The sequence below is a fragment of the Cohnella sp. OV330 genome (genome assembly GCF_900112065.1).
Classification (GTDB): Bacteria; Bacillota; Bacilli; order Paenibacillales; family Paenibacillaceae; genus Cohnella.
In genome coordinates this window covers 48,912-68,084 of the sequence record NZ_FOKE01000004.1, presented here as the reverse complement: position 1 = coordinate 68,084, position 19,173 = coordinate 48,912, and the positions used below count along the sequence as shown (strand labels likewise).

Annotated in this window: 18 protein-coding genes; 10 read left to right on the top strand and 8 right to left on the bottom strand. The window is 55.6% G+C overall.

Annotated features, from left to right (window positions below; all coding sequences use genetic code 11):
- Nucleotides 1-52: 52 nt before the first annotated feature.
- On the top strand, nt 53-1,735 hold the full coding sequence (locus BM235_RS10235; protein ID WP_090112431.1) for a methyl-accepting chemotaxis protein: 1,683 nt from the start codon (nt 53-55) through the stop codon (nt 1,733-1,735).
- A gap of 67 nt (nt 1,736-1,802) precedes the next feature.
- Here the strand turns inward: BM235_RS10235 and BM235_RS10230 are convergent, their stop codons facing one another.
- Together BM235_RS10230 and BM235_RS10225 are read right to left on the bottom strand one after the other, a co-directional pair.
- Entirely contained in the window at nt 1,803-3,020 is a 1,218-nt protein-coding gene (locus BM235_RS10230; RefSeq protein ID WP_090112429.1) for a sensor histidine kinase, read from the bottom strand.
- Complete coding sequence (locus BM235_RS10225; RefSeq protein WP_090113503.1) at nt 3,017-3,688, bottom strand: response regulator transcription factor; 672 nt, start codon at nt 3,686-3,688, stop codon at nt 3,017-3,019. Before BM235_RS10225 ends, BM235_RS10230 begins: the two co-directional genes overlap by 4 nt.
- 146 nt (nt 3,689-3,834) lie before the next feature.
- On the opposite strand from BM235_RS10225, the gene gluQRS reads away from it, so the two are divergent.
- The 5 genes from gluQRS to BM235_RS10200 all read left to right on the top strand — a co-directional run bounded on the left by gluQRS (nt 3,835) and on the right by BM235_RS10200 (nt 8,273).
- Nucleotides 3,835-4,839, top strand: a complete 1,005-nt coding sequence (gluQRS, locus tag BM235_RS10220) for a tRNA glutamyl-Q(34) synthetase GluQRS (protein ID WP_090112427.1) — start codon at nt 3,835-3,837, stop codon at nt 4,837-4,839.
- A 20-nt stretch (nt 4,840-4,859) separates the two neighbouring features.
- Nucleotides 4,860-5,399 carry a GNAT family N-acetyltransferase gene (locus tag BM235_RS10215; protein ID WP_090112425.1) on the top strand — a complete coding sequence of 180 codons (540 nt, stop codon included), beginning with the start codon at nt 4,860-4,862 and terminating at the stop codon, nt 5,397-5,399.
- Nucleotides 5,400-5,645: 246 nt separating this feature from the next.
- A complete protein-coding gene (locus tag BM235_RS10210; protein WP_090112423.1) occupies nt 5,646-6,926 on the top strand; it encodes a stalk domain-containing protein in 1,281 nt (426 codons plus the stop codon).
- A gap of 53 nt (nt 6,927-6,979) precedes the next feature.
- On the top strand, nt 6,980-7,951 hold the full coding sequence (locus tag BM235_RS10205) for a phosphotransferase (RefSeq protein ID WP_158543750.1): 972 nt from the start codon (nt 6,980-6,982) through the stop codon (nt 7,949-7,951).
- A 1-nt stretch (nt 7,952) separates the two neighbouring features.
- Nucleotides 7,953-8,273, top strand: a complete 321-nt coding sequence (locus tag BM235_RS10200) for an MTH1187 family thiamine-binding protein (RefSeq protein WP_090112419.1) — start codon at nt 7,953-7,955, stop codon at nt 8,271-8,273.
- 43 nt (nt 8,274-8,316) lie between these two features.
- Here BM235_RS10200 and xerS read toward each other — a convergent pair whose 3' ends face one another.
- The 3 genes from xerS to BM235_RS31640 form a co-directional block, all read right to left on the bottom strand.
- Nucleotides 8,317-9,405 carry a tyrosine recombinase XerS gene (gene xerS / locus BM235_RS10195; RefSeq protein WP_090112417.1) on the bottom strand — a complete coding sequence of 363 codons (1,089 nt, stop codon included), beginning with the start codon at nt 9,403-9,405 and terminating at the stop codon, nt 8,317-8,319.
- 196 nt (nt 9,406-9,601) lie between these two features.
- Entirely contained in the window at nt 9,602-9,958 is a 357-nt protein-coding gene (gene sda / locus BM235_RS10190) for a sporulation histidine kinase inhibitor Sda (RefSeq protein WP_255374347.1), read from the bottom strand.
- Between the two features lie 274 nt (nt 9,959-10,232).
- A complete protein-coding gene (locus tag BM235_RS31640; RefSeq protein WP_143106664.1) occupies nt 10,233-10,427 on the bottom strand; it encodes a hypothetical protein in 195 nt (64 codons plus the stop codon).
- A 263-nt stretch (nt 10,428-10,690) separates the two neighbouring features.
- On the opposite strand from BM235_RS31640, the gene BM235_RS10185 reads away from it, so the two are divergent.
- The 4 genes from BM235_RS10185 to BM235_RS10170 all read left to right on the top strand — a co-directional run bounded on the left by BM235_RS10185 (nt 10,691) and on the right by BM235_RS10170 (nt 15,235).
- Nucleotides 10,691-12,820, top strand: a complete 2,130-nt coding sequence (locus tag BM235_RS10185) for an ATP-binding protein (RefSeq protein WP_158543751.1) — start codon at nt 10,691-10,693, stop codon at nt 12,818-12,820.
- On the top strand, nt 12,817-13,452 hold the full coding sequence (locus tag BM235_RS10180) for a response regulator transcription factor (protein WP_090112411.1): 636 nt from the start codon (nt 12,817-12,819) through the stop codon (nt 13,450-13,452). Before BM235_RS10185 ends, BM235_RS10180 begins: the two co-directional genes overlap by 4 nt.
- Nucleotides 13,453-13,465: 13 nt before the next feature.
- Nucleotides 13,466-14,392, top strand: a complete 927-nt coding sequence (locus BM235_RS10175) for a polyprenyl synthetase family protein (RefSeq protein WP_090112409.1) — start codon at nt 13,466-13,468, stop codon at nt 14,390-14,392.
- Between the two features lie 192 nt (nt 14,393-14,584).
- Nucleotides 14,585-15,235: a FusB/FusC family EF-G-binding protein gene (locus BM235_RS10170; protein WP_090112408.1), complete on the top strand. Its 651-nt coding sequence runs from the start codon at nt 14,585-14,587 to the stop codon at nt 15,233-15,235.
- A 50-nt stretch (nt 15,236-15,285) separates the two neighbouring features.
- Here the strand turns inward: BM235_RS10170 and BM235_RS10165 are convergent, their stop codons facing one another.
- From BM235_RS10165 to gcvPA, 3 genes are all read right to left on the bottom strand, one after another.
- Nucleotides 15,286-16,176: a deoxyribonuclease IV gene (locus tag BM235_RS10165; RefSeq protein WP_090112406.1), complete on the bottom strand. Its 891-nt coding sequence runs from the start codon at nt 16,174-16,176 to the stop codon at nt 15,286-15,288.
- Nucleotides 16,177-16,330: 154 nt separating this feature from the next.
- Nucleotides 16,331-17,809: an aminomethyl-transferring glycine dehydrogenase subunit GcvPB gene (gene gcvPB / locus BM235_RS10160; RefSeq protein WP_090112405.1), complete on the bottom strand. Its 1,479-nt coding sequence runs from the start codon at nt 17,807-17,809 to the stop codon at nt 16,331-16,333.
- Nucleotides 17,806-19,164, bottom strand: coding sequence for an aminomethyl-transferring glycine dehydrogenase subunit GcvPA (gcvPA, locus tag BM235_RS10155; protein WP_090112403.1), 1,359 nt, complete (start codon nt 19,162-19,164; stop codon nt 17,806-17,808). Before gcvPA ends, gcvPB begins: the two co-directional genes overlap by 4 nt.
- Nucleotides 19,165-19,173 lie beyond the last annotated feature (9 nt).

The following is a 19,173-nucleotide window of genomic DNA, read 5'->3' as shown; positions in this document are numbered from 1 at the left end:
GTGGAAAAGAACATTATGATGAGCCGGACGTGCGGCGGGAGGCAGTCAACCTATGAGATGGACGGTCGGCAAAAAAATGGTGGGGGCGTTTAGCGCCATACTCGTCGCGCTCGTGGCGCTGGGCTTCATCAGCCTGGTCAACATGAGCAAAATGAACGAGCAATCGCAGGAGATCGGCAACGATTGGCTAAGCGGCGTGGAAACGATGAGCAACATTAAAATCGACTTACAAGAGATTACGAACCTATATTACCAATCGCTCGTCGCCACCGACGAAGCGGCCAAAAAGAAGGCGATCGAACAAATGGCTTCGTTGTTCCCGGAGATCGAGAGCAGCGTGAACGGCTATAAAGGCTCGGTTACGAACGAAGAGGACAAAAAGCTGTACGATGCGCTTCAGCAGGATTGGGGGGAGTTCAAGACCAGTTATTCGGCATCGACGCAAAGTTCCGGAAACGCGGACAAGGGGAAATCGGCTTCCGAAGCTTTCACGGAGCTCGACCAAACCGTCGATAAGCTGATCGCTTTTAATCACGAGGGCGCGGCGAGCAGCGTAAAGGACAATGAAGAATTGTTCCACAGCAGCGCATCGCTCGTCTTCTACATCGGCATTGCGATCGTTTTGCTCGCGATTGCGCTCTCCTGGCTGTTGATCCGCAACATTACGGTGCCGCTGAAGCAAACGACCGATGCGCTGAGCCGAGTGGCCGCGGGCGACCTTCAAATCTCGTTTTTCGAGACGAAACGAAGCGACGAGTTCGGCACGCTGCTCACGAGGTTGAACGATACGGTCGCCAAGCTGCGAGACTCGGTCCGTCAGATGCAGGACAGCGCTTCGGTGCTCGCGACTTCGTCGATCCAGCTGTCCGGCGGCTCCGAGCAGAACAAGGGCGCTTCCGTCCAGATCGCGGAGTCCGTCTCCCTGATCGCCTCCAATTCGGAAAGCCAGGCGAAGTCGGCTGCGGAGTGCGACCGCGTCATGGAGGAAATGGCCGAAGGCGTAGGCAGAATCGCCGAGACGACCTCCGAGGTCGCTGAATTGTCCGCAGGCGCCGCTACCGCGGCTACGACGGGGACGGACCGGATCGTCCACGTGACGGAGCGCATGGCTTCGCTCGAGCAGACCGTCGGTCTTGCCGGCAAGCAAATCACGAGCCTCGTCGCGAAGTCCCATCAGATCGGCGAGGTCACCGGCATCATCGGCGAGATCGCTTCGCGTACCAACCTGCTCGCGCTTAACGCCGCCATCGAAGCGGCGCGCGCCGGCGAGCATGGCGCCGGCTTCGCGGTCGTCGCGGGCGAAGTGCGCAAGCTCGCCACCCAGACCAACGAGTCGGTCGGCAACGTTTACACGCTCATCACCGAGGTACGCGAACAGGTCGAATCGATGTCCGCGCTCATGAGCACGAGCATCGAGGAAGTTCAAGCCGGCAGCACGGCCGTGAACGAGGCGGCCGTCGCCTTCAAGCAGATCGCGAGCGCGTCGTACGAGGTATCCTCCCGCGTGCAGGAGGCGGCAGCGGCCGCCGAACAGCTGGCCGCGAGCTCGGAGGAGGTATCCGCGTCGGTGTCCAACATCGGACATATGGCGTCCATGACCGCCTCGATGACGCAGGAAGCGGCCGCATCGGCGGAGGAACAGCTCGCGTTCAGCGAGGAGCTGTCCTCCTCGTCCCGGACGCTGTCCGGCATCGCGGCGGAGCTCAAGCAAGCCGTGAGCGCGTTCAAGCTATAAGTTTATTCATAAGCGGAAGCTGCCGTCGCACAAAAGTGCGACGGCAGCTTTTTTAATGTCTTAAGCCTTAAGGTTGCGATCCGCTTTGGGAGAGCGGAAGCTCGACCGTGACGCGCGTGCCGGCGACGAGCCGGTTCGCGATCGACACCTCGCCGTGATGCATCTGTACGATCCGCTGAACGATCGAGAGGCCGAGGCCGCTGCCGCCGGCCGCCCGGTTGCGCGATTTATCCGCTTTGTAAAACCGCTCGAACAAACGGGGGAGATGCTCGGGCGGCACGCCCGGTCCCGTATCCTCGACGTGAACGACCGCGCTGCCGCCGGTTACGGCGAGCGAGAGGCCCAGCACGCCGCCTTCGGGCGTAAACTTGATCGCGTTGTGCAGCAGGTTCACCCATACTTGGCGCAGCAATTCTTCATCGGCCTCCAGCTCGCACTCGGAGAGGCGGATGTCGAGCTCCAGCCGTTTAGCCTGCCATTGAGGCTCGGCGGCGAGCACGACCTGCCGAAGCTGCTTGTCGAGCTTGTACGTACGGGGCTGGTAGGGCGGCCGCTTGGACTCGAGCGTCGTGAGCTTGAGGAGGTTGTCGCTGAGACGGGACAGGCGCTCGCTCTCGGCTTCGATGATGTCCAGGTAATGCTTGCGCTGCGTCTCCGAGAGCCGATCCGACTTGAGCGCCTGCGCGAAGCCTTTGATCGACGTGAGCGGCGATTGAATCTCATGGGAAACGTTGGCGACGAACTGCTGCCGCATATCTTCGATCTGCCCCAGATCGGCGGCCATCTGCTTGAAGTTTTTGACGACCTCGTAATATTGTCCCGCGTACCTCGGATTGACCTCCACATTTACGTTGAAGTCGCCTTTTCCCATTCTGGACATCGCGTCGGTCAGCGCGTTCACGAGCTGCATCGCCCTCGCTTCCGGCCTGAACAAATAACGGATGATCACGATCGACAGCCCGAATAGGAAAAAAGTCAGGATCAGCGTCAAATACTCGCGCAGCGTACCCGGCATCGGCAAGAGTCGGCCGACGGCACGAAGCAAAAAGTGCGCTGCCGTCCAGAGGATGGAGTAACAGAACAGGAATACGGAGACGCCGGTCAGAAAGTGCAAGGGGGGCGGCAGCCGCTCGAACCATGCCCGCATCCCGCCGGCCGCAAGCGCTTCGCTTCTGCGTTGGTCGCGCATGCGAGCCTCGAATTCCTTTTGCAGCTGACGATAATCCTTGTGACTTTGCGCGAAGTTTTTCCATAACCGGGATAGCCGCGATCCGCCGATGTTCAAGGGAGCACCTCCAGCCGGTAGCCAAGCCCCCGAATCGTGGTGATCCGGAAGCCGCAATCGTCGGGAAACCGCTCCCGCAGCCGCTTGATATGCACGTCGACCGTACGCTCGTCGCCTTCATAATCGAAGCCCCAGATCTGCTCGATGAGCTGATCGCGGGAGAAGGTCTGGCCGGGATGGCTCGCCAGCTTGAACAACAGCTCGAACTCTTTGAGCGGCAGCGTGAGCGGCTGTCCGTCCAGCTGGAGCTCGAACGTCTGCCGGTTCATGAGCACGCGGCCGATCTGCGTCTGATGGGACACCGCGATCTTATATCTGCGCATAAGCGCCTTAACGCGGACGACCAGCTCCGCAGGCTCGAACGGCTTCACCATGTAGTCGTCCGTGCCGAGCTGGAAGCCCTTGACCTTCTGGGCGGTCTCGCCCATCGCGGTCAGCATGAGGACCGGCAGCTCGTAGTGCGTCCGCAGCTCGCGGCACAGCTCCCAACCGTCCATGTTCGGCATCATAATATCCAGCACGACCAGATCGAACGGAGACTCGGCCAGCGAAGCCAGCGCTTCTGCGCCGTCCGTCGCTTCCTGGATCTCGAATCCTTCGGCCGCGAGGAAGTGACCGAGCAGCTCGCGGATATGCGGATCATCGTCTACAATAAGAATGCGCGCCATCGTATGGGCCACCTTTTCAAGTTCGGATCGGAGGCTGGCGCCAAGATGCGCCGCCTTCGTTTTCATGTTATTTTGACGCTCGTTTGTGAACTGAATATGAATCCTATTATGCTACAAGACCGATCTTCGGAGAAAGGGGAAGGGAGATGGCTTCGAACGGAAAGAGAGTGCGCGGCAGGTTCGCGCCTACGCCGTCCGGCAGGCTGCACCTGGGCAACGCGTTGACGGCGCTGCTCGCCTGGCTGCAGATTCGTTCGGCGGGCGGGGAGATCGTCCTTCGGCTGGAGGACCTGGACCGGCAGCGATGCAAGCCCGAGCTCGCGGCGCTGCTGCCGGAAGAGCTCAAGTGGCTTGGCCTGGATTGGGACGAAGGACCGGACGTCGGGGGGCCTCACGCGCCCTACGAGCAGAGCAAGCGTACGGCGCAATATGAACGCATCCTGGACGAGCTGCTGCGGCAGGGGCGATTGTATCCTTGCTATTGCAGCCGCGCCGATCTGATGGCGGCGGCCAGCGCGCCGCATGGGCTTGACGCCGAAGGACCGGCGTATCCGGGCACCTGCCGGACGCTGACCGCAGCAGAGCGGGCGGAGCGGGCGCTGCGCAAGACGCCATCGCTCCGCTTTGCGATGGATGAACGCGCAACGTACCGGTTCGCGGACGGCATCGCGGGCGAGACGGCATTCTCCGGCGCCGGCGGCGGCGACTTCGTCGTGCGGCGCGCGGACGGCATCGTGGCGTACCAGCTCGCCGTCGTCGCGGACGATATCGAGATGGAGATTACCGACGTGCTGCGCGGCTGGGATCTGCTCGATTCGACGCCGCGGCAGCTGGCGCTGTACGAAGCGCTCGGCAGTCCGCCGCCGCGATTCGCGCATTCTCCGCTGCTGCTCGGCGCGGACGGCAGCCGGCTGTCCAAGCGTCACGGGGCGGTGTCGTTGTCGGAGCTCCGCGAACGGTTCGGCGTTCGGTCCGAGCGAATCGTCGGTTTTCTCGCCTGGCTCGCCGGATTGCGCGATCGAATCGAAGAGCTGAAGCCTGCCGATCTGGTCGCTTCCTTCGATCTCGCAGCTGTGCGGAGTCCATCGGCGACGCTTCCGGACGCGTGGATCGATTTGCTGACCGGCAAGGATAAAGGACTAAACTTTTAGTAGAAGGAGATGTGCCAAAAATGCCGCACATTATCGGCAAGCGCGTTCGACTGCGCGAATACCGCCACGAGGATCTGGTGCCGATTCGCCAGTGGGTGAACAATGAAGCGATCACGGGTTTTCTGTCGGATATTTTTCTGTTTCCTCACGGTTTGGAGTCGACCGAGGGATTTCTCGCCGACATGATGGATCCGCGGCCGGACAGCCGCGGCTTCGTCATCGCGGAGACGAATACGGAGCTATACATCGGGCAGATCGGTCTGGACACGATCGACTGGAAAAATCGTTGCGCGAAAATCGGCATCGTCATCGGCTCGCTCGATCGCTGCGGGCAGGGATTGGGAACGGAAGCGATGCGGCTGCTGATCGGTTATGCGTTCAAGGAGCTTAATCTGAACCGGCTGGAGCTGGAAGTGTACGATTTCAACGAACGGGCTTGCCGCAGTTACTTGAAGTGCGGCTTCGTCGAAGAGGGGAGACTGCGAGAAAAGCTGTACCGCAACGGTCGCTATGCGGACGTGATCCAAATGGGATTATTGAGGTCGGAATGGACCGAATAATACTCGAATCATAAAATATATTATGTAAACTAAATGTGCAAAGATTGCTCGAATCGCATCATGCGTGCATAAGAGCGTATAAAGGCATTTATGTTAATGACGTTAAATAACAGAGCATATTCATTCAGGGCCATCGCTATCATTCCCCTCTTTAGGGATTTTTTAGCGGAGGCGTGCAACTCCTCTTCATCTAAAGCGTCTAATGAAGAGATTCATAGACGGCTTGGTAGAAAAGGAGCTTAACCGATGAAACTGCTCAAACCTGTTCAAAAATGGCTGCCGGCCGTTCTTGCCTCGGCTATTTTGCTGCCTTTGGGCGCGCAAGACGTATCGGCGGCTTCAGCAGCCCCTGCGGTCACGATCGTGCTCGACGACGTGAAGCTGCCCGTACCCGTGTCGCCGATCAATCGCAATGGGACGATTCTGCTGCCTTTCCGCAAGATTGCGGAAGCGTTGGGCGTCAACGCGGTATGGGTACCCGCGACCAAATCGGTCGTCGCCAAGGGTAAAGGAGCGGGGGGACAAGCGGTTGAGGTTCATCTCACGCTCGGCCAGAAAACAGCGACGATTAATGAGGTTAAATATGCATTGAATGCCGCGCCTGTCATGTCTAACGATTCGGTTCTCGTGCCGCTCGCTTTTTTTAGTCAAGCCTTCGGCGCGAACGTATCGTGGGACGGGCCGGCGAAAACGGTGCGCGTCGTCTCGCCGCAGCGCGAGATGCGGCTGCTCGGCTTTTACGCGGTAGGGGCATACAGTCAGCTGGCACTGACGAACGATATGAACGACGTTGCATTCGGTTGGACCCAGGTCGATTACAATGGAGAAATCGCCTTAAAAGATACGACCGGCGACAGATGGTATTGGCCGCAACCCGCCGGAGACGATACGCCGGAGTCGATCGTCGCGCAGGTGAATGCGAACGGCTCCGGCAGCTACCTGGCCGTATTGGGCAAGGACGGCAAAGGGCAGCTCATGAAAATGCTAACGGACCAAACGCTGCGGGACGCTTCGATCGAACGGCTGCATGCGCTCGCGAAGGACAACGCGTTCGGCGGCATCATGCTCGACTTCGAAGGGCTTGGTTGGCATGACGATCCGGTCATGGCCCAATCGGCGCTGAACGCCTATGTGAAGCAGCTCGTCGCGGCCGTCAAGCCGGACGGCATCAAGGTATCGCTCGCGGTGCCGCCGCTGAACGGCGAATACAAAGGATACGATTATGCGGCGCTGGCCAAGATGGCCGACGAGCTCGTCATCATGGCATACGATTACGGCGACAATAAAAAGCCTCAGCCGAACGCGAAGGTCGACGAAGCGATCGACAAAGCGATCGCAACGGGCGCGCCCCAGTCCAAGCTCCTGCTGGCGATTAATCTGGACGCGGAAAACGAAACTTCGGTCGACGACAAGCTCGGTCTCGCCAAGCGGCATGGGTTAGGCGGCGCCGCGTTCTGGAGATTGGGGATATTCACGGACGCCGAACGCGCCGCGATCGGCCGCACGGCGACGAAGATCGGAGGATAGGCATGCCTTTTGAAGCCTTTTTAAGCCGCTATGATCCTGGGAGACGTTGGACCGTGTCCGAGGGGGAGAGCGGCTGGAACAACACGACGCGAATCGCGGAGAACGATCTCGGCGACAAGCGCGTGCTGCGCATCTACGAGACGCACAAGGATGCGGAAAAGATCGCTTTCGAGCACGACGTGCTTCTGAAGCTTAGCGAGGCGACTTTGCCGTTCGCCGTACCGCGGCCGATCGCGCTGCAGGACGGTACGAGCTTCGCGACGCTGGCAGACGGCACGGGCCGATTCGCGGCATTGTTTACTTATACGGCCGGCAAGCGTCCGAACGGATCCGAGCCTGCCGTCGCCGAGTCGATCGGCGAAGCCGTCGGGCGCCTGTCGCTCGCGCTGCGGGAGCTTCGCACGACGGCCGCTCCCGCCTATCTGCCCTGCTACGAACTCGAACAGACGCATCCGTCTTGTCCGGGCAGCGTCATCGCTTCTTTTTGCGAGGCGCCGCCGGCTGCGTTTCACGATTTGCAGGAATCCCTTCTGCGGATAGGCGATGCGATGCGCGTTTTTCAATCGGCGCTGCAGACCGTCCGCAGCCTGCCTCATCAGCTCGTGCACGGGGATATCAACGATTCCAACTTGCTCGCCGATCTGAATGATTCTACACGCATCGCGGCAATACTGGACTTCGAGTTTTGCACGATAGAGCTGCGGGCGATGGAGCCGGCGGTCGCGTTGGCCGGGTTAATCGGCGAGTCGGGGGATCTCGGCGCAGCTTCCGCTTTTTTAAATGGCTTTGGACAAATAGCACCTTTAATTGAAGCTGAGATCGACGCCCTCCCGGTGCTTATGCGTTTGCGCCGCCTGGACGTGTTCGTTCACTTCCTAGGGCGTTATCTAAGCGGGGTGGACGAGGCGGCCGTTCTCCGTCAGCAGACGTTGGAGACGGCCGCAGGGTTAGCGCTGTTGGATCGGCAGGAAGATGAGATTCGGTCGATGTGCAGGGAGACGATGTTAAAGAAAGCGAGCGGATAAGATGGCAATCGCACAAGTGACGATCGTGCCGATCGGCACGGGATCGACGAGCGTGAGCGCATATGTCGCCGAGGTCGAACGCGTGCTTCGCATGGCGCCTGAGCGGATCAAACACGAGATGACGCCGATGAGCACGATTATCGAAGGCGAGCTCGAGGACGTGCTAGCGGTCGTTAGGCGCATGCATGAGACGCCTTTTAACCATGGCGCCCAGCGCGTGTCGACATCGATCACGATCGACGACCGCAGGGACAAGCAGGGGACGATGGCGCAAAAAATGGAGGCCGTGGCCGACAAGCTACGGCAGAAGCCGGAATCATAAAAGGGGACGATACGAGATCGTCCCCTTGTGGCTGAGCGTGCTATCAGGATTCCTGGCTGCGGCGCTTGTCGATCGCTTCTTCCATCGTTTTGTCCGTTAAATGGGCGTAGATCTGCGTCGTCTCCGGCGAGGCGTGACCGAGCTGCTCCTGCGTCTTGTACAGATCGTTCGACAGATAGTAGTCGGTCGCAAACGAATGCCGAAGCTTATGGACGGACAAATAAGGTTTGCCGAATCGTTTCGCGTACTTGATGACCATCTCCTGAACCGCGCGCTTGGTCATGCGCGAGCCTTCCTTCTTGCCGTTCGCCAAGGCGAGAAAGAGGGCTTTTTCCCGTTTGGGCGCGTGATAGCGAATCTCTCGCTGCTGAAGGTAGGACTCCAAATTAGTCAGCGCATCTTGACGGAAGAAAACGGGCGTCTTGAAGGTGTCGTCGTTGCTGCCTTTGCGGTAGACGTATAAAAGTTTCTTTTTAACATCGAGATCGTCCAGGTTCAAGTTCACCAGCTCAGATACGCGAAGGCCTGAATTCAAGACAAGGCTCACGATGCAGGCATCGCGCGTATGGTTCAACTCGTGTGCGTATAGGGCCTGCTTGTTGTCAGCCACATCCGTTGCATAATGTTCGTTGATATAAGCGATAAATTCGGCAATTTCCTCCTCCTGAAGCAGCTTGCCCTCCAGCTTGGCCGCCGTATCCTTCGGCTTGTGCGTTCGTTTGATCGATACCTTGGCCATCACGTTGCGCTTCAGCAGCGGGTAGAAGTCGTCGTCCTCCGCGATTTGGCTGAGATAGTGGAACAGCGAGCGAAGGGAGGAGAGCTTGCGGGAGATCGTCGTCCGCGTGTTGGCGTGTTCGCGCCGGGTCGATAGCTCCATCCGGAAGCTGTCGATCTCGTCCATCTTCAGCTTTTCCAGCGCTTCGATCGGTATGTCGGACATCTTCTCCGCCGTGGTCAGTCCTTCGCGCATCAGCCAGCTAAAAAACGTTTCGTAATCTCTAACGTATTCGAGCAGGGAGGAGGGAGACAGGTCCGGCAGTTTATAGTTGATAAACTTCTCGACGTACCAGGGCATGCTCGGCACGCGTCGGTCCAATTGCTCGCGGTCTTTTATTTTTTGCAGGTTCATCAGGTTCGCGCTCCATGCCGGTTTATTTAGGGTTATTATACCAGACGACCGGATCATATTGCGCGTCGAGGTTTTTATTAAAGACGTCGTAAATAATATTATGTAAACAATATAAGATTAACTGCAACAAAAGCAGTTAAAAGGGAGAGGTAGTTCATTCAACATTTAACGACAATAAAATATTGAATTCGACAAATTAACGCTCTAAATCCTCGCATACGAGATCCTTAATGCCTCTCCGAATGATCTCGCAGCGCAGCATTTGAACAAATTCCGCATCCAATCCAAGCGATCTAGCCTCGAAGTAGCTGCTGGCCAGATGATCGTCCTGAAGATGCGCCAAAATGAACCTCATTTGAGGAATCACCTTTCCGGAAGGTGTCTTCACGAGTTCAGCCGCTTCCTTGAAGCGGAGCGTTTCCAACTGAACTTCTTCAGCGATATTCAATATTTCATGGCGATTAAGCTTTACTCTGACCAACTGTTCCTGCAGTACGGTCTGAACCGCGAGGGAGACGTACCAAGCATCGTCGCTTTCCTTGAGCACCTTCATCGTAATCACCTGCAAACCTCGTTTACTTTAGTATGAAATGAATAGAATTCTTTTGAATGCTTTGCGCTTATATGTTAAAGTTTACCTGTAATTTATTGGTGTTGTCAGTGCATTTTGTGTGCGTGAAGATGCAAATTGATATGCGTTATGACGCTTTCTATTGGGTTGGTTGGATTAGAAATGACTAGCAAGAAGCAGAAATGCAAAAAGCCCTTTTTTCTCTCTTTTAGAGTTAAAGGGCTTAAACTGTCTAAATAAGTGCTTAATTTTAGAATTAGGACCAATAACCTGCAGTGCTAACTCCGTCGGAACGATTTACAGTCTTGTTTAATGCTGAGATTTCTTTGTCGTTTAATTCTGAGGAATAGGAGTAGCTACCTAGCAAATTTTGTTTTTCAATATTACTTTTAAGAGATTTCAAAGACTTAATTTCTTTTTTTACTACTGCTGCTGAATAGGCCAAGAGCATATCCATTACCTCCTAAAGTATTATAAAATCTAAGTAAAAATATACCATAAAAATCTCGATTGGGGAGAATTATGTCGAACAAAAAAAAATATCCAGTGCTATTTCTGGTTTCAATAGTGGCTTTAATTTGGTTTATAAGTGTAATTGAAAAGTACCCATACTTAGACATAGAGATACAGGACAACAATGGTAAATGGTATGTTATAGGCATCGATCCAAAAAGCCAGTCAAATAAGACTTCTTTAAAGGTTGGAGCACAGATTTTGAAAGTAGATGGGAAGGAAGTCTTATCTAATTCTTCAGCAAAAAAGTGGAGAACAATAAATAAAGCAAATTCGGTCCTTGTATTGCAGCAACATCAAGTTTCAGAAATTGATTTTACTAAGTTGCCCAAATTAACAAAGTCTGACACCTCTTCATTAATTGAAGGACTTTTCAGTTTTTTCTTAGCTTTTATTCTAATTTCGAATGTACGAAATTCTTTATCTGCTCGTTATTTGTCTTACGTGTTTATCAATATATCTTTAACATTTTTTAGTTTAGGTGCATCAATTAGAGGGGATATCCTTGGTAAATTTACAATAGGATTATGCATGAAGTTGATACCGGTTGTTTTATTGCATTTTATTATCGTCTTTCTGCATGAAAAGAGTAATATTCAATTAAAAACTAGATTTTTTAATTGGATTTATTGGTTTATTGCGGTTAACTCCTTTCTTGAAGCTTTGTATTTTTTTGATTTAGAATTTAGTTATCAGTTACACAAATTTCAAGCTGCCTTCGAATTAACCTTTTTCTCTTTGGGAGTATTGTTTGATATCGTTTTTTTAGTCCTCATTTACAATAAAAATAAAGATGTTAATCCTTATGTATCTACCTTATTGAAGTCAATAGGCATATTTTTTACGGTATCCATATTTCCTATCGTGTTTCTTTCTTTTATTCCGCAATTACTCGTAGGCGAAGTCTGGGTTCATACTGTTTTCACAACGTGGTTTATACTTTTATTCCCGATTTCATTTACCTATCTTTTATTGGCAAAACAAATATATGATATTGATCTTGTAGTCCGGCGATTCATTCTTACGACCACCGTATCCATCATCCCCAGTCTTTTAATGGTTAGTGTAATCGTTATACTGTTTCCGACTAATCTCAAACTTGATATCTTAGTATTGACTTTTATTTTTACATTAGCGATTTTATCTGGAACTCTTTTCTCATTGGAGTACCTAACTTCTCGTTGGGAGCGCGTAATATTTCCGAGAAGACATTTCTTGCAGAATTCTTTAAAAAAAATCGCAAAAAAATTGATCTTTATTTCAAGTTTCAAAGAACTGAAAGAAATGATACTTGCCGATATTATTGAGAGTCTCAACGTATCCGGTGGAGCAGTTATGTTTAAACATAATAATTCTACAGAAATCATTAGTGTAGGGGAGATTGATCATCGACTAATTGAAGAAAGATTAACATTACCTTCTACTCAAGACTCAGACCTTTTATTATTTGAATTGACTCGAAATCAAGAATATGCGAGCTACCTTATTCTCACCCAAAAGAAAACGAATACCCAACTCGGTAACGAAGAACTGCAATGGCTCAATTTAATCATTTCTTATTTATCGGTTAGTTTGGAAAACTTATATTTAATTCGTAAAATGTCTGCACGCCTTGAACACTTGGCGTCTCAAGTGCCAAGTGAAGATACCGCAAACGACATTACTTGGTTCAGAAAGCTCATGTTCGAACTTCAAGAAAAGGAAAGATACCGCATTGCTACCGATCTGCACGATACGACCATGCAGGATCTGTTCTTTTTGAAAAGAAAGCTGGCTGCATTGCTCGATAAATACTCGGACGATTGGCAGGATTCAGAGCAAGCGAAGAGCTTGCTCGATTATATCGATATTATCAATATGAATTTGCGCCAGAGCTGCTTCGAGCTGCATCCGTATTTGCTGCAGGAGCTAGGATTGGTTCGAACGATCGACAAGCTGATCGAACTCGAGCAGACAACCCTGCCGTTTGAAATTGAGTTTAGGTACGGGGGAATCGACGCGATCGAATCCTGCGATATCGAGATGAAGCGACATCTCTTCCGCGTGTTCCAGGAGCTCATCAACAATGCTAAGAAGCATTCGAACGCATCGAAAGTGTATTTTAATGTGAGCGCTGCAAGTGGCAAACTGACGGTTCAGTACCGCGACGATGGCTTAGGCTTTAGGTCCGGGCAAGATCTCGTTCGCGAGATCGGGGGCTCTCATATCGGCCTGGAGCAGTTGAAGAGCAGAATATTATCGATGCGTGGCGTCTTCGAGATCAAGTCCGGTCAAGGCAGCGGCATGTCGTTCAACGCCGCAATCCCGCTCAAAGAAGGAAGGACTGCATGAAGCGAAAATACAAAACGATCGTCGTGGACGACCATCCACTGATGGCGCAAGCGACGCTTCAATTGCTCGGCCAAATGGAACGGATCGAGACGGCCGGCGTCGCCAAGAGCGGAGAGGAAGCGATTCAGCTATCTGCGGCGGTTAGTCCCGATCTGGTGCTGCTGGATTATCAATTGCCCGATCTAAGCGGTACGCAGGTCGCAGAGCAGCTTAAGGCGACGCATCCGAATCTCAAAATCATTATATTCACAGGCGTCGACGTTTCGGACTTGCTTCCTTTTCTACTATCCAATCTGATTAGCGGCATCATCTCCAAAGGGGTCACCGAGTCGACGATGAAGCATATCGTCGCGTGCGTGCTCGACAATCATATCGTCCTGCCGCAGAGCATGCTGCCGCAGCTCACGAGCGTATCCGGGAAAGACGCCGTCGATCAGCTATTGTCGGAGGAAGAGGTACTGCTCATGACGCTGATCATTAAAGGTGATACGTACGAGAAGATTGCCGAGCAAATGTATATCAGCAAGCGGTCGGTTGACAATTATTTGCGCAGGATCTACGAGAAGCTCGGCGTGCAGACTCGGGCACAGGCGATCGAGAAGTTCGTTCAGAGTTCGCAATACCAGAGCTGAGAGGGAGTCGGGCATGGACGAGACAATATTGAAAGAACTCTATCAGATGGTGGACGAGTACGCGCGGGGGGCGACGCTGAACGAGACGCTGCGGACGTTTATCGCCGAGAAAGCCGCGGAAAAGACGTCCTGGGCTGAAATGACCCGCTGTACGCACCGGATGCTCGGCGGACGTTCACCGGACCTAGAGCGGCATGCGGCGCTGACGGAGCTGATCATTCTGCTGCTCGACATCGTGGACGATCTGCAGGACCGGGATAGTCCCGGCAGGCCCTGGATGACATGCGATCCGGCAATTACGCTCAATGCTGTGCTGGCGATGTTCGCCGCGATCCTCGGCCATTGCGGCAGATCCGGTATCGGCAGCGCTATCGGCGGTCTGCTGGCGCGATCGATTCAAGGGCAGCAGGCGGACATCACCGACATGGTACATACGGAAGAGGATTATTTTCACATGGTCTCGGACAAGTCCGGTGCCTTGATGCAGCTGGCAGTCTATATGGGATATTCGCTCATAGAAGGGATTGATCCCGATGTACAGGCGACGCTGGACCAGCTGGCCGTATGCGGGGGCATCGTGTCCCAGATCGAAAATGACGCGAGAGACGTGCTGAGGCTCGACTATAAAAACGATCTTTTGCATAAAAAGCGTACGCTGCCCGTCTTGTTCATGCTCGAAGACAGCCATGCAGAATTCCCGGCGTTGGACGAATATTACGCGGGAACGCTGTCGCGCGAGCAGTTCATCGAAAGACAGCAAGAATTCGTGCAGTATGCGCGGGATTCGGGCTGCATCGAATACTGCAAGGTCGTGCAGGCGCTCTACAAAGACAAAGCGAACGAACTGTACGATCTGCTGCCGCCGATGCAAGAGCCTTGGGCGGGGAAGTTCAGAGAAATATTTGTCCCGGACTACGACGTTCGGTATAATGCAAGTTGAGAGGGGGGCGTTAGTTGATGGCAAATCACTTTGCCGGAATGCGCTTAACTCATGCAAAGCCTGCGAATAGGGCGATACTTTGCATGGGGCCGGTCTTTCAGCTTTAACCGATCGCCCGTACCAGCGTTATCGTTTCTAATTCATGGGCTTTGCACCTAATTAGCGAACCATACTAATTAAGGGGCTGAAAGCATGCAACCATTCATTAGAAACCATCAATATAACCTGATCAAAAAACAAATCGGTCTTCTGCAGCACGCCTGCGCGACCGTCGCGGATCCGAAGATCGTGGAGTCGGTCCGCTCGAATATGCAGTTCAAGCTCACGGAGGCCTTCCCGGACGCGAACGAATCGGCGCTAGAGATCGTACTCCGCGGATCCGAGCTGGGGACGGCGCCGGAATTCCAGCTGTATCTGGCCGCTCTGGAGAGCCACCGGATCGCGTTCGAGCCGGGGACGGAGCAGCAGCTGAAGAAACTGTTCCCGAAGATCAAGAAGCTGAAGCTTCCGGATCTGGCCGCGATCGAAATGAAGGCGATCAGCTACCTGGGCTGGTCCGACATCGCTGCGAACAAGCTGTTTATCGTGTACCCGCTGGGCGGCCGGCTCGTCGGCATCGAAGGACGGTTCACGCCGACGAACAAGAAGGGGACGTGCTTCGTCTGCAACCGGCAGACGGAGGTCGGCCTGTTCACGGCGCTTACGAAGTCCAGGCCTGCGAACGCATCGCCGGACTATTACAAAGCGATCGGCAATTATATGTGCGCGGACAGCGAGGTCTGCAATCATAACATCACGGATCCGGCGCCGCTCGAGCGATTTTTGAGCAGCGTCGTGAAGTAAAGGCATAGCAAAAACGGTGAAGCGCATGCGGCTTCACCGTTTTTTATCGTTTAGGAAACGGCGGCCGGTTTAAAGACCGGTTCGTCGACTTCGCCGCGCAGCAGCGCGATCTCGTGCTTGTAAGGCGGGTTGACGTATTTCTTCGCTCCGATCGACGGCGTCTCGAGCAGCATGGGGAGGCCTTGAAGCTGTGGATGCCGGACGACATAACGAAGCGCCTTTAACCCGATGCAGCCATGCCCGATATTTTCGTGCCTGTCCTTGCGCGAGCCCCGCTCGTGCTTGGAATCGTTGATGTGCAGCACCTTGAGCCGATCCAGCCCGACGATGCGGTCGAATGCGTCCAGGACGCCGTCGAAGTCGGCAGCGACGTCATAGCCCGCGTCATGGACGTGGCATGTGTCGAGGCAGACGGACAAGCGCTCGTTGTGGGTGACGCCTGCGATGATACGCGCCAGCTCCTCGAAGCTTCTGCCGCATTCCGTGCCTTTGCCCGCCATCGTCTCGAGCGATACTTGAACGTCGCGTCGTTCCGAGAGCACTTCGTTAAGCCCTTCCACGATGCGAGCGATGCCCGCTTCGGCGCCTGCGCCGACATGGGATCCGGGATGCAGGACGAGCTGCCGGCTGCCGAGCGCTTCCGTGCGCGCCAGTTCTTCGCGGAGCATCTCGATGCCGAATTCGAACGTCCGCAGGGCGAGCGTATTGGCCAGGTTGATGATAAACGGCGCGTGAACGACAATGTTCGAGATGCCGTGCTCGCGCATATGGGCGGTACCGAGTTCGATATTGAGCGCTTCGATCGGCTTGCGGCGGGAATTGTGGGGCGCGCCGGTGTAGATCAAAAACGTATTGGCGCCATACGACGCCGCTTCCTCGCTGGCTTGCAGCAGCATGCGGGGACCGGACATCGAGACGTGCGAGCCGATTAACGACGACATGACTGCGATGCGCCTCCTCGAAAGTACGTTCATTTTAAAAATAGTCGTGGTAACCCCCATCATAAAACGCCGGGATCTCCCGGTCCAATGCCAAATAAATCAAACGCGCAGCCCGTCCGCGATAGGAGGGGCTGCGCGTCGGCAATTAGCAGCTTCAGCTGCAAGCGCAGTTGAGCACCGGCTTGCGGGCGGCGGTCGTCTCGTCGAGACGGCGGACGACGGTGTCGTAAGGCGCGTTCAGGACGAGCTCGGGATTCGTGCGAGCCTCCTCGGCGATCCGGATCATCGTATCGATGAAGCCGTCCAGCGTTTCCTTGCTCTCGGTCTCGGTCGGCTCGATCATGATGCATTCCTCGACGTTAAGCGGGAAGTAGATCGTCGGCGGGTGATAGCCGAAGTCGAGCAGTCTCTTGGCGACGTCGAGCGTTCGGACGCCGTAGGGCTTCAAGCCGCGGCCCGACATGACGAATTCGTGCTTGCAAACGCCCGGATACGGAATCTCGTAGTGCGGCGCCAGGCGGGCCATCATGTAGTTGGCGTTCAATACGGCGCATTCGGACACGTGGCGCAAGCCTTCCGGCCCATACGTCCGAATGTACGTGTATGCGCGGACGAGGATGCCGAAGTTGCCATAGTAGGCCTTCACGCGTCCGATCGATTGAGGGAGATCGTAGTCGAAGAAGTACGTGCCGTCTTCGCGGCGTGCGACGATCGGCTTCGGCAGGAAGGGAATCAGCCTGCGCTTGACGCCGACAGGGCCTGCGCCCGGCCCGCCGCCGCCGTGCGGCGTGCTCATCGTCTTGTGCAGGTTTAGATGCACGACGTCGAAGCCCATGTCGCCCGGCCTGGCGATGCCCATGATGGCGTTGGAGTTCGCGCCGTCGTAGTACAGCAAGCCGCCCGCTTCGTGGATGATCGCGGCGATCTCGACGATCTGCTCTTCGAACAAGCCGAGGGTGCTCGGATTGGTCAGCATGAGGGCAGCGGTGTCGCTGCCGACCGCGGCGCGCAGCGCGTTCAAGTCGACCATGCCGCGTTCGTCGGACTTGATCGTGACCGTCTCGAACCCGGCCACCGTCGCGCTGGCCGGGTTCGTGCCATGCGAGGAGTCGGGCACGATGACCTTCGTGCGATGCTCGCCGCGGCTCTCGTGGTAGGCGCGGATCATCATGAGGCCGGTCCATTCGCCGTGGGCGCCGGCTGCAGGCTGCAGCGTCACCTGATCCATGCCGGTGAGGGCAGCGAGATCGTTCTGCAGCGTGTAGAGCAGTTGAAGCGCGCCTTGGATGCTCTCTTCCGGCTGGTAAGGATGGATCTTCGCGAAGCCGGCGAAGCGGGCCGTGTCTTCGTTGATTTTCGGGTTGTACTTCATCGTGCAGGAGCCGAGCGGGTAGAAGCCGTTGTCGACGCCGAAGTTCCGGCGGGACAGCGCAGTGTAGTGACGGACGACGTCGACCTCGTACACTTCGGGCAGCGCGGCCGGCGTCTCGCGCAGCATGGCGGCCGGTATCAGCTCGGAAGCCGGAACTTCCGGCACGTCGCAAGGCGGCAGCGAATAAGCGACGCGGCCCGGCTTGCTCAGTTCAAAAATCAATGCTTGTTCCGTCGATCCTGCATTTGCCGATGCGGTCATACGGCCACCTCCTCCAATTTGCCTGCGAAGCTGTCGATTTCTTGACGCGTGCGTTTCTCGGTGACGGCGACCAGCATGTGACCCTTCAGCTCCGGATACGCGATGCCCAGGTCGTAGCCGCCGAGGAAGCCGGCGTCCAGCAGCTTCAGATTCGTCTCATGGACGGATACGCCGTCCGGCAGCTTCACGACGAATTCGTTGAAGAACGGCGCGCCGAACGGCAGCGCAAAGCCGCGCTTCGCCAGCTCGCCGGCCGCATAATGAGCCTTTTGCAGGTTCAGATGCGCCGCGTCCAGCAGTCCTTGCTTGCCCATCGTCGAGAGATAGATGGAAGCGCACAAGGCGAGCAGCGCCTGGTTGGAGCATATATTGGACGTCGCCTTCTCGCGGCGGATATGCTGCTCCCGGGCTTGCAGCGTCAGCACGAAACCGCGCTTGCCGTCGATGTCGGTCGTCTGGCCGACGATACGGCCCGGCATCCGGCGCATAAGCGGCTCCGCGACCGCGAAAAAGCCGCAGGTCGGACCGCCGAGCGATTGCGAGATGCCGAGCGGCTGCGCATCGCCGACGCAGATGTCCGCGCCGAGCTTGCCCGGCGTCTCGAGCAGGCCGAGCGCCATCGGATTGGCGCTGACGACGAACAGCCCCTTGACGCCGTGGACGATCGGCTCGATCGCGGCCAGATCCTCGACCGCGCCGAAGAAGTTCGGCGACTGGACGAGCACGGCGGCCGTGTCGGCCGTGACGGCTTCGCGGAGCGCGGCGAGATCGGTGACGCCGTTCGCGAAGCCGACCTCGGCGATGTCCAGATTAAGCCCGCGGGCCATCGTGCGGAGCGCTTCGCGCGCTTCCGGATGGACGGCGCGGGAGACGATCAGCTGCTTGCGCTTGGTGGCGCCTGCGGCGAGCGCGCCGGCTTCGGACAGCGCGGTGACGCCGTCGTACATGCTGGCGTTGGCCACCTTCATGCCGGTCAGCTCGCAGATGTACGATTGAAACTCGAATATAGCTTGCAGCTCGCCTTGACTGATTTCCGGCTGATAGGGGGTGTATGCGGTATAGAACTCGGAACGGGAGATCATGTGGTTAATGACGACGGGAAGGTGATGGTCGTAAATGCCGGCGCCGAGAAAGCTCTTGTAGCGATCGGTATCCGCATTGCGGCCCGCGAGCGCCTTCATGTGCTCCAGCAAAGAGAACTCGTCGAGCGCGCCGGATATCGGCAGCGTGCCGCGGTAACGGATCGCCTCCGGTATGTCGCGGAAGAGCGCTTCGACGGACGAGACGCCGATCGTCGCCAGCATGTCGGCCTGGTCTTGCTCGGTCATCGGGATGTATCGATGGAGATTAGGCATGGCACGGTA

Bases quoted from the DNA above. Each gene is read 5' to 3' on its own strand.
- gcvPB (WP_090112405.1), bottom strand. From the start codon at position 17,809: ATGACCGCATCGGCAAATGCAGGATCGACGGAACAAGCATTGATTTTT.
- gluQRS (WP_090112427.1), top strand. From the start codon at position 3,835: ATGGCTTCGAACGGAAAGAGAGTGCGCGGCAGGTTCGCGCCTACGCCG.
- BM235_RS10210 (WP_090112423.1), top strand. From the start codon at position 5,646: ATGAAACTGCTCAAACCTGTTCAAAAATGGCTGCCGGCCGTTCTTGCC.
- BM235_RS10170 (WP_090112408.1), top strand. From the start codon at position 14,585: ATGCAACCATTCATTAGAAACCATCAATATAACCTGATCAAAAAACAA.
- BM235_RS10165 (WP_090112406.1), bottom strand. From the start codon at position 16,176: ATGTCGTCGTTAATCGGCTCGCACGTCTCGATGTCCGGTCCCCGCATG.
- BM235_RS10235 (WP_090112431.1), top strand. From the start codon at position 53: ATGAGATGGACGGTCGGCAAAAAAATGGTGGGGGCGTTTAGCGCCATA.
- BM235_RS10180 (WP_090112411.1), top strand. From the start codon at position 12,817: ATGAAGCGAAAATACAAAACGATCGTCGTGGACGACCATCCACTGATG.
- BM235_RS10200 (WP_090112419.1), top strand. From the start codon at position 7,953: ATGGCAATCGCACAAGTGACGATCGTGCCGATCGGCACGGGATCGACG.
- BM235_RS10175 (WP_090112409.1), top strand. From the start codon at position 13,466: ATGGACGAGACAATATTGAAAGAACTCTATCAGATGGTGGACGAGTAC.
- BM235_RS10215 (WP_090112425.1), top strand. From the start codon at position 4,860: ATGCCGCACATTATCGGCAAGCGCGTTCGACTGCGCGAATACCGCCAC.
- BM235_RS10225 (WP_090113503.1), bottom strand. From the start codon at position 3,688: ATGGCGCGCATTCTTATTGTAGACGATGATCCGCATATCCGCGAGCTG.
- xerS (WP_090112417.1), bottom strand. From the start codon at position 9,405: ATGAACCTGCAAAAAATAAAAGACCGCGAGCAATTGGACCGACGCGTG.
- sda (WP_255374347.1), bottom strand. From the start codon at position 9,958: ATGAAGGTGCTCAAGGAAAGCGACGATGCTTGGTACGTCTCCCTCGCG.
- gcvPA (WP_090112403.1), bottom strand. From the start codon at position 19,164: ATGCCTAATCTCCATCGATACATCCCGATGACCGAGCAAGACCAGGCC.
- BM235_RS31640 (WP_143106664.1), bottom strand. From the start codon at position 10,427: ATGCTCTTGGCCTATTCAGCAGCAGTAGTAAAAAAAGAAATTAAGTCT.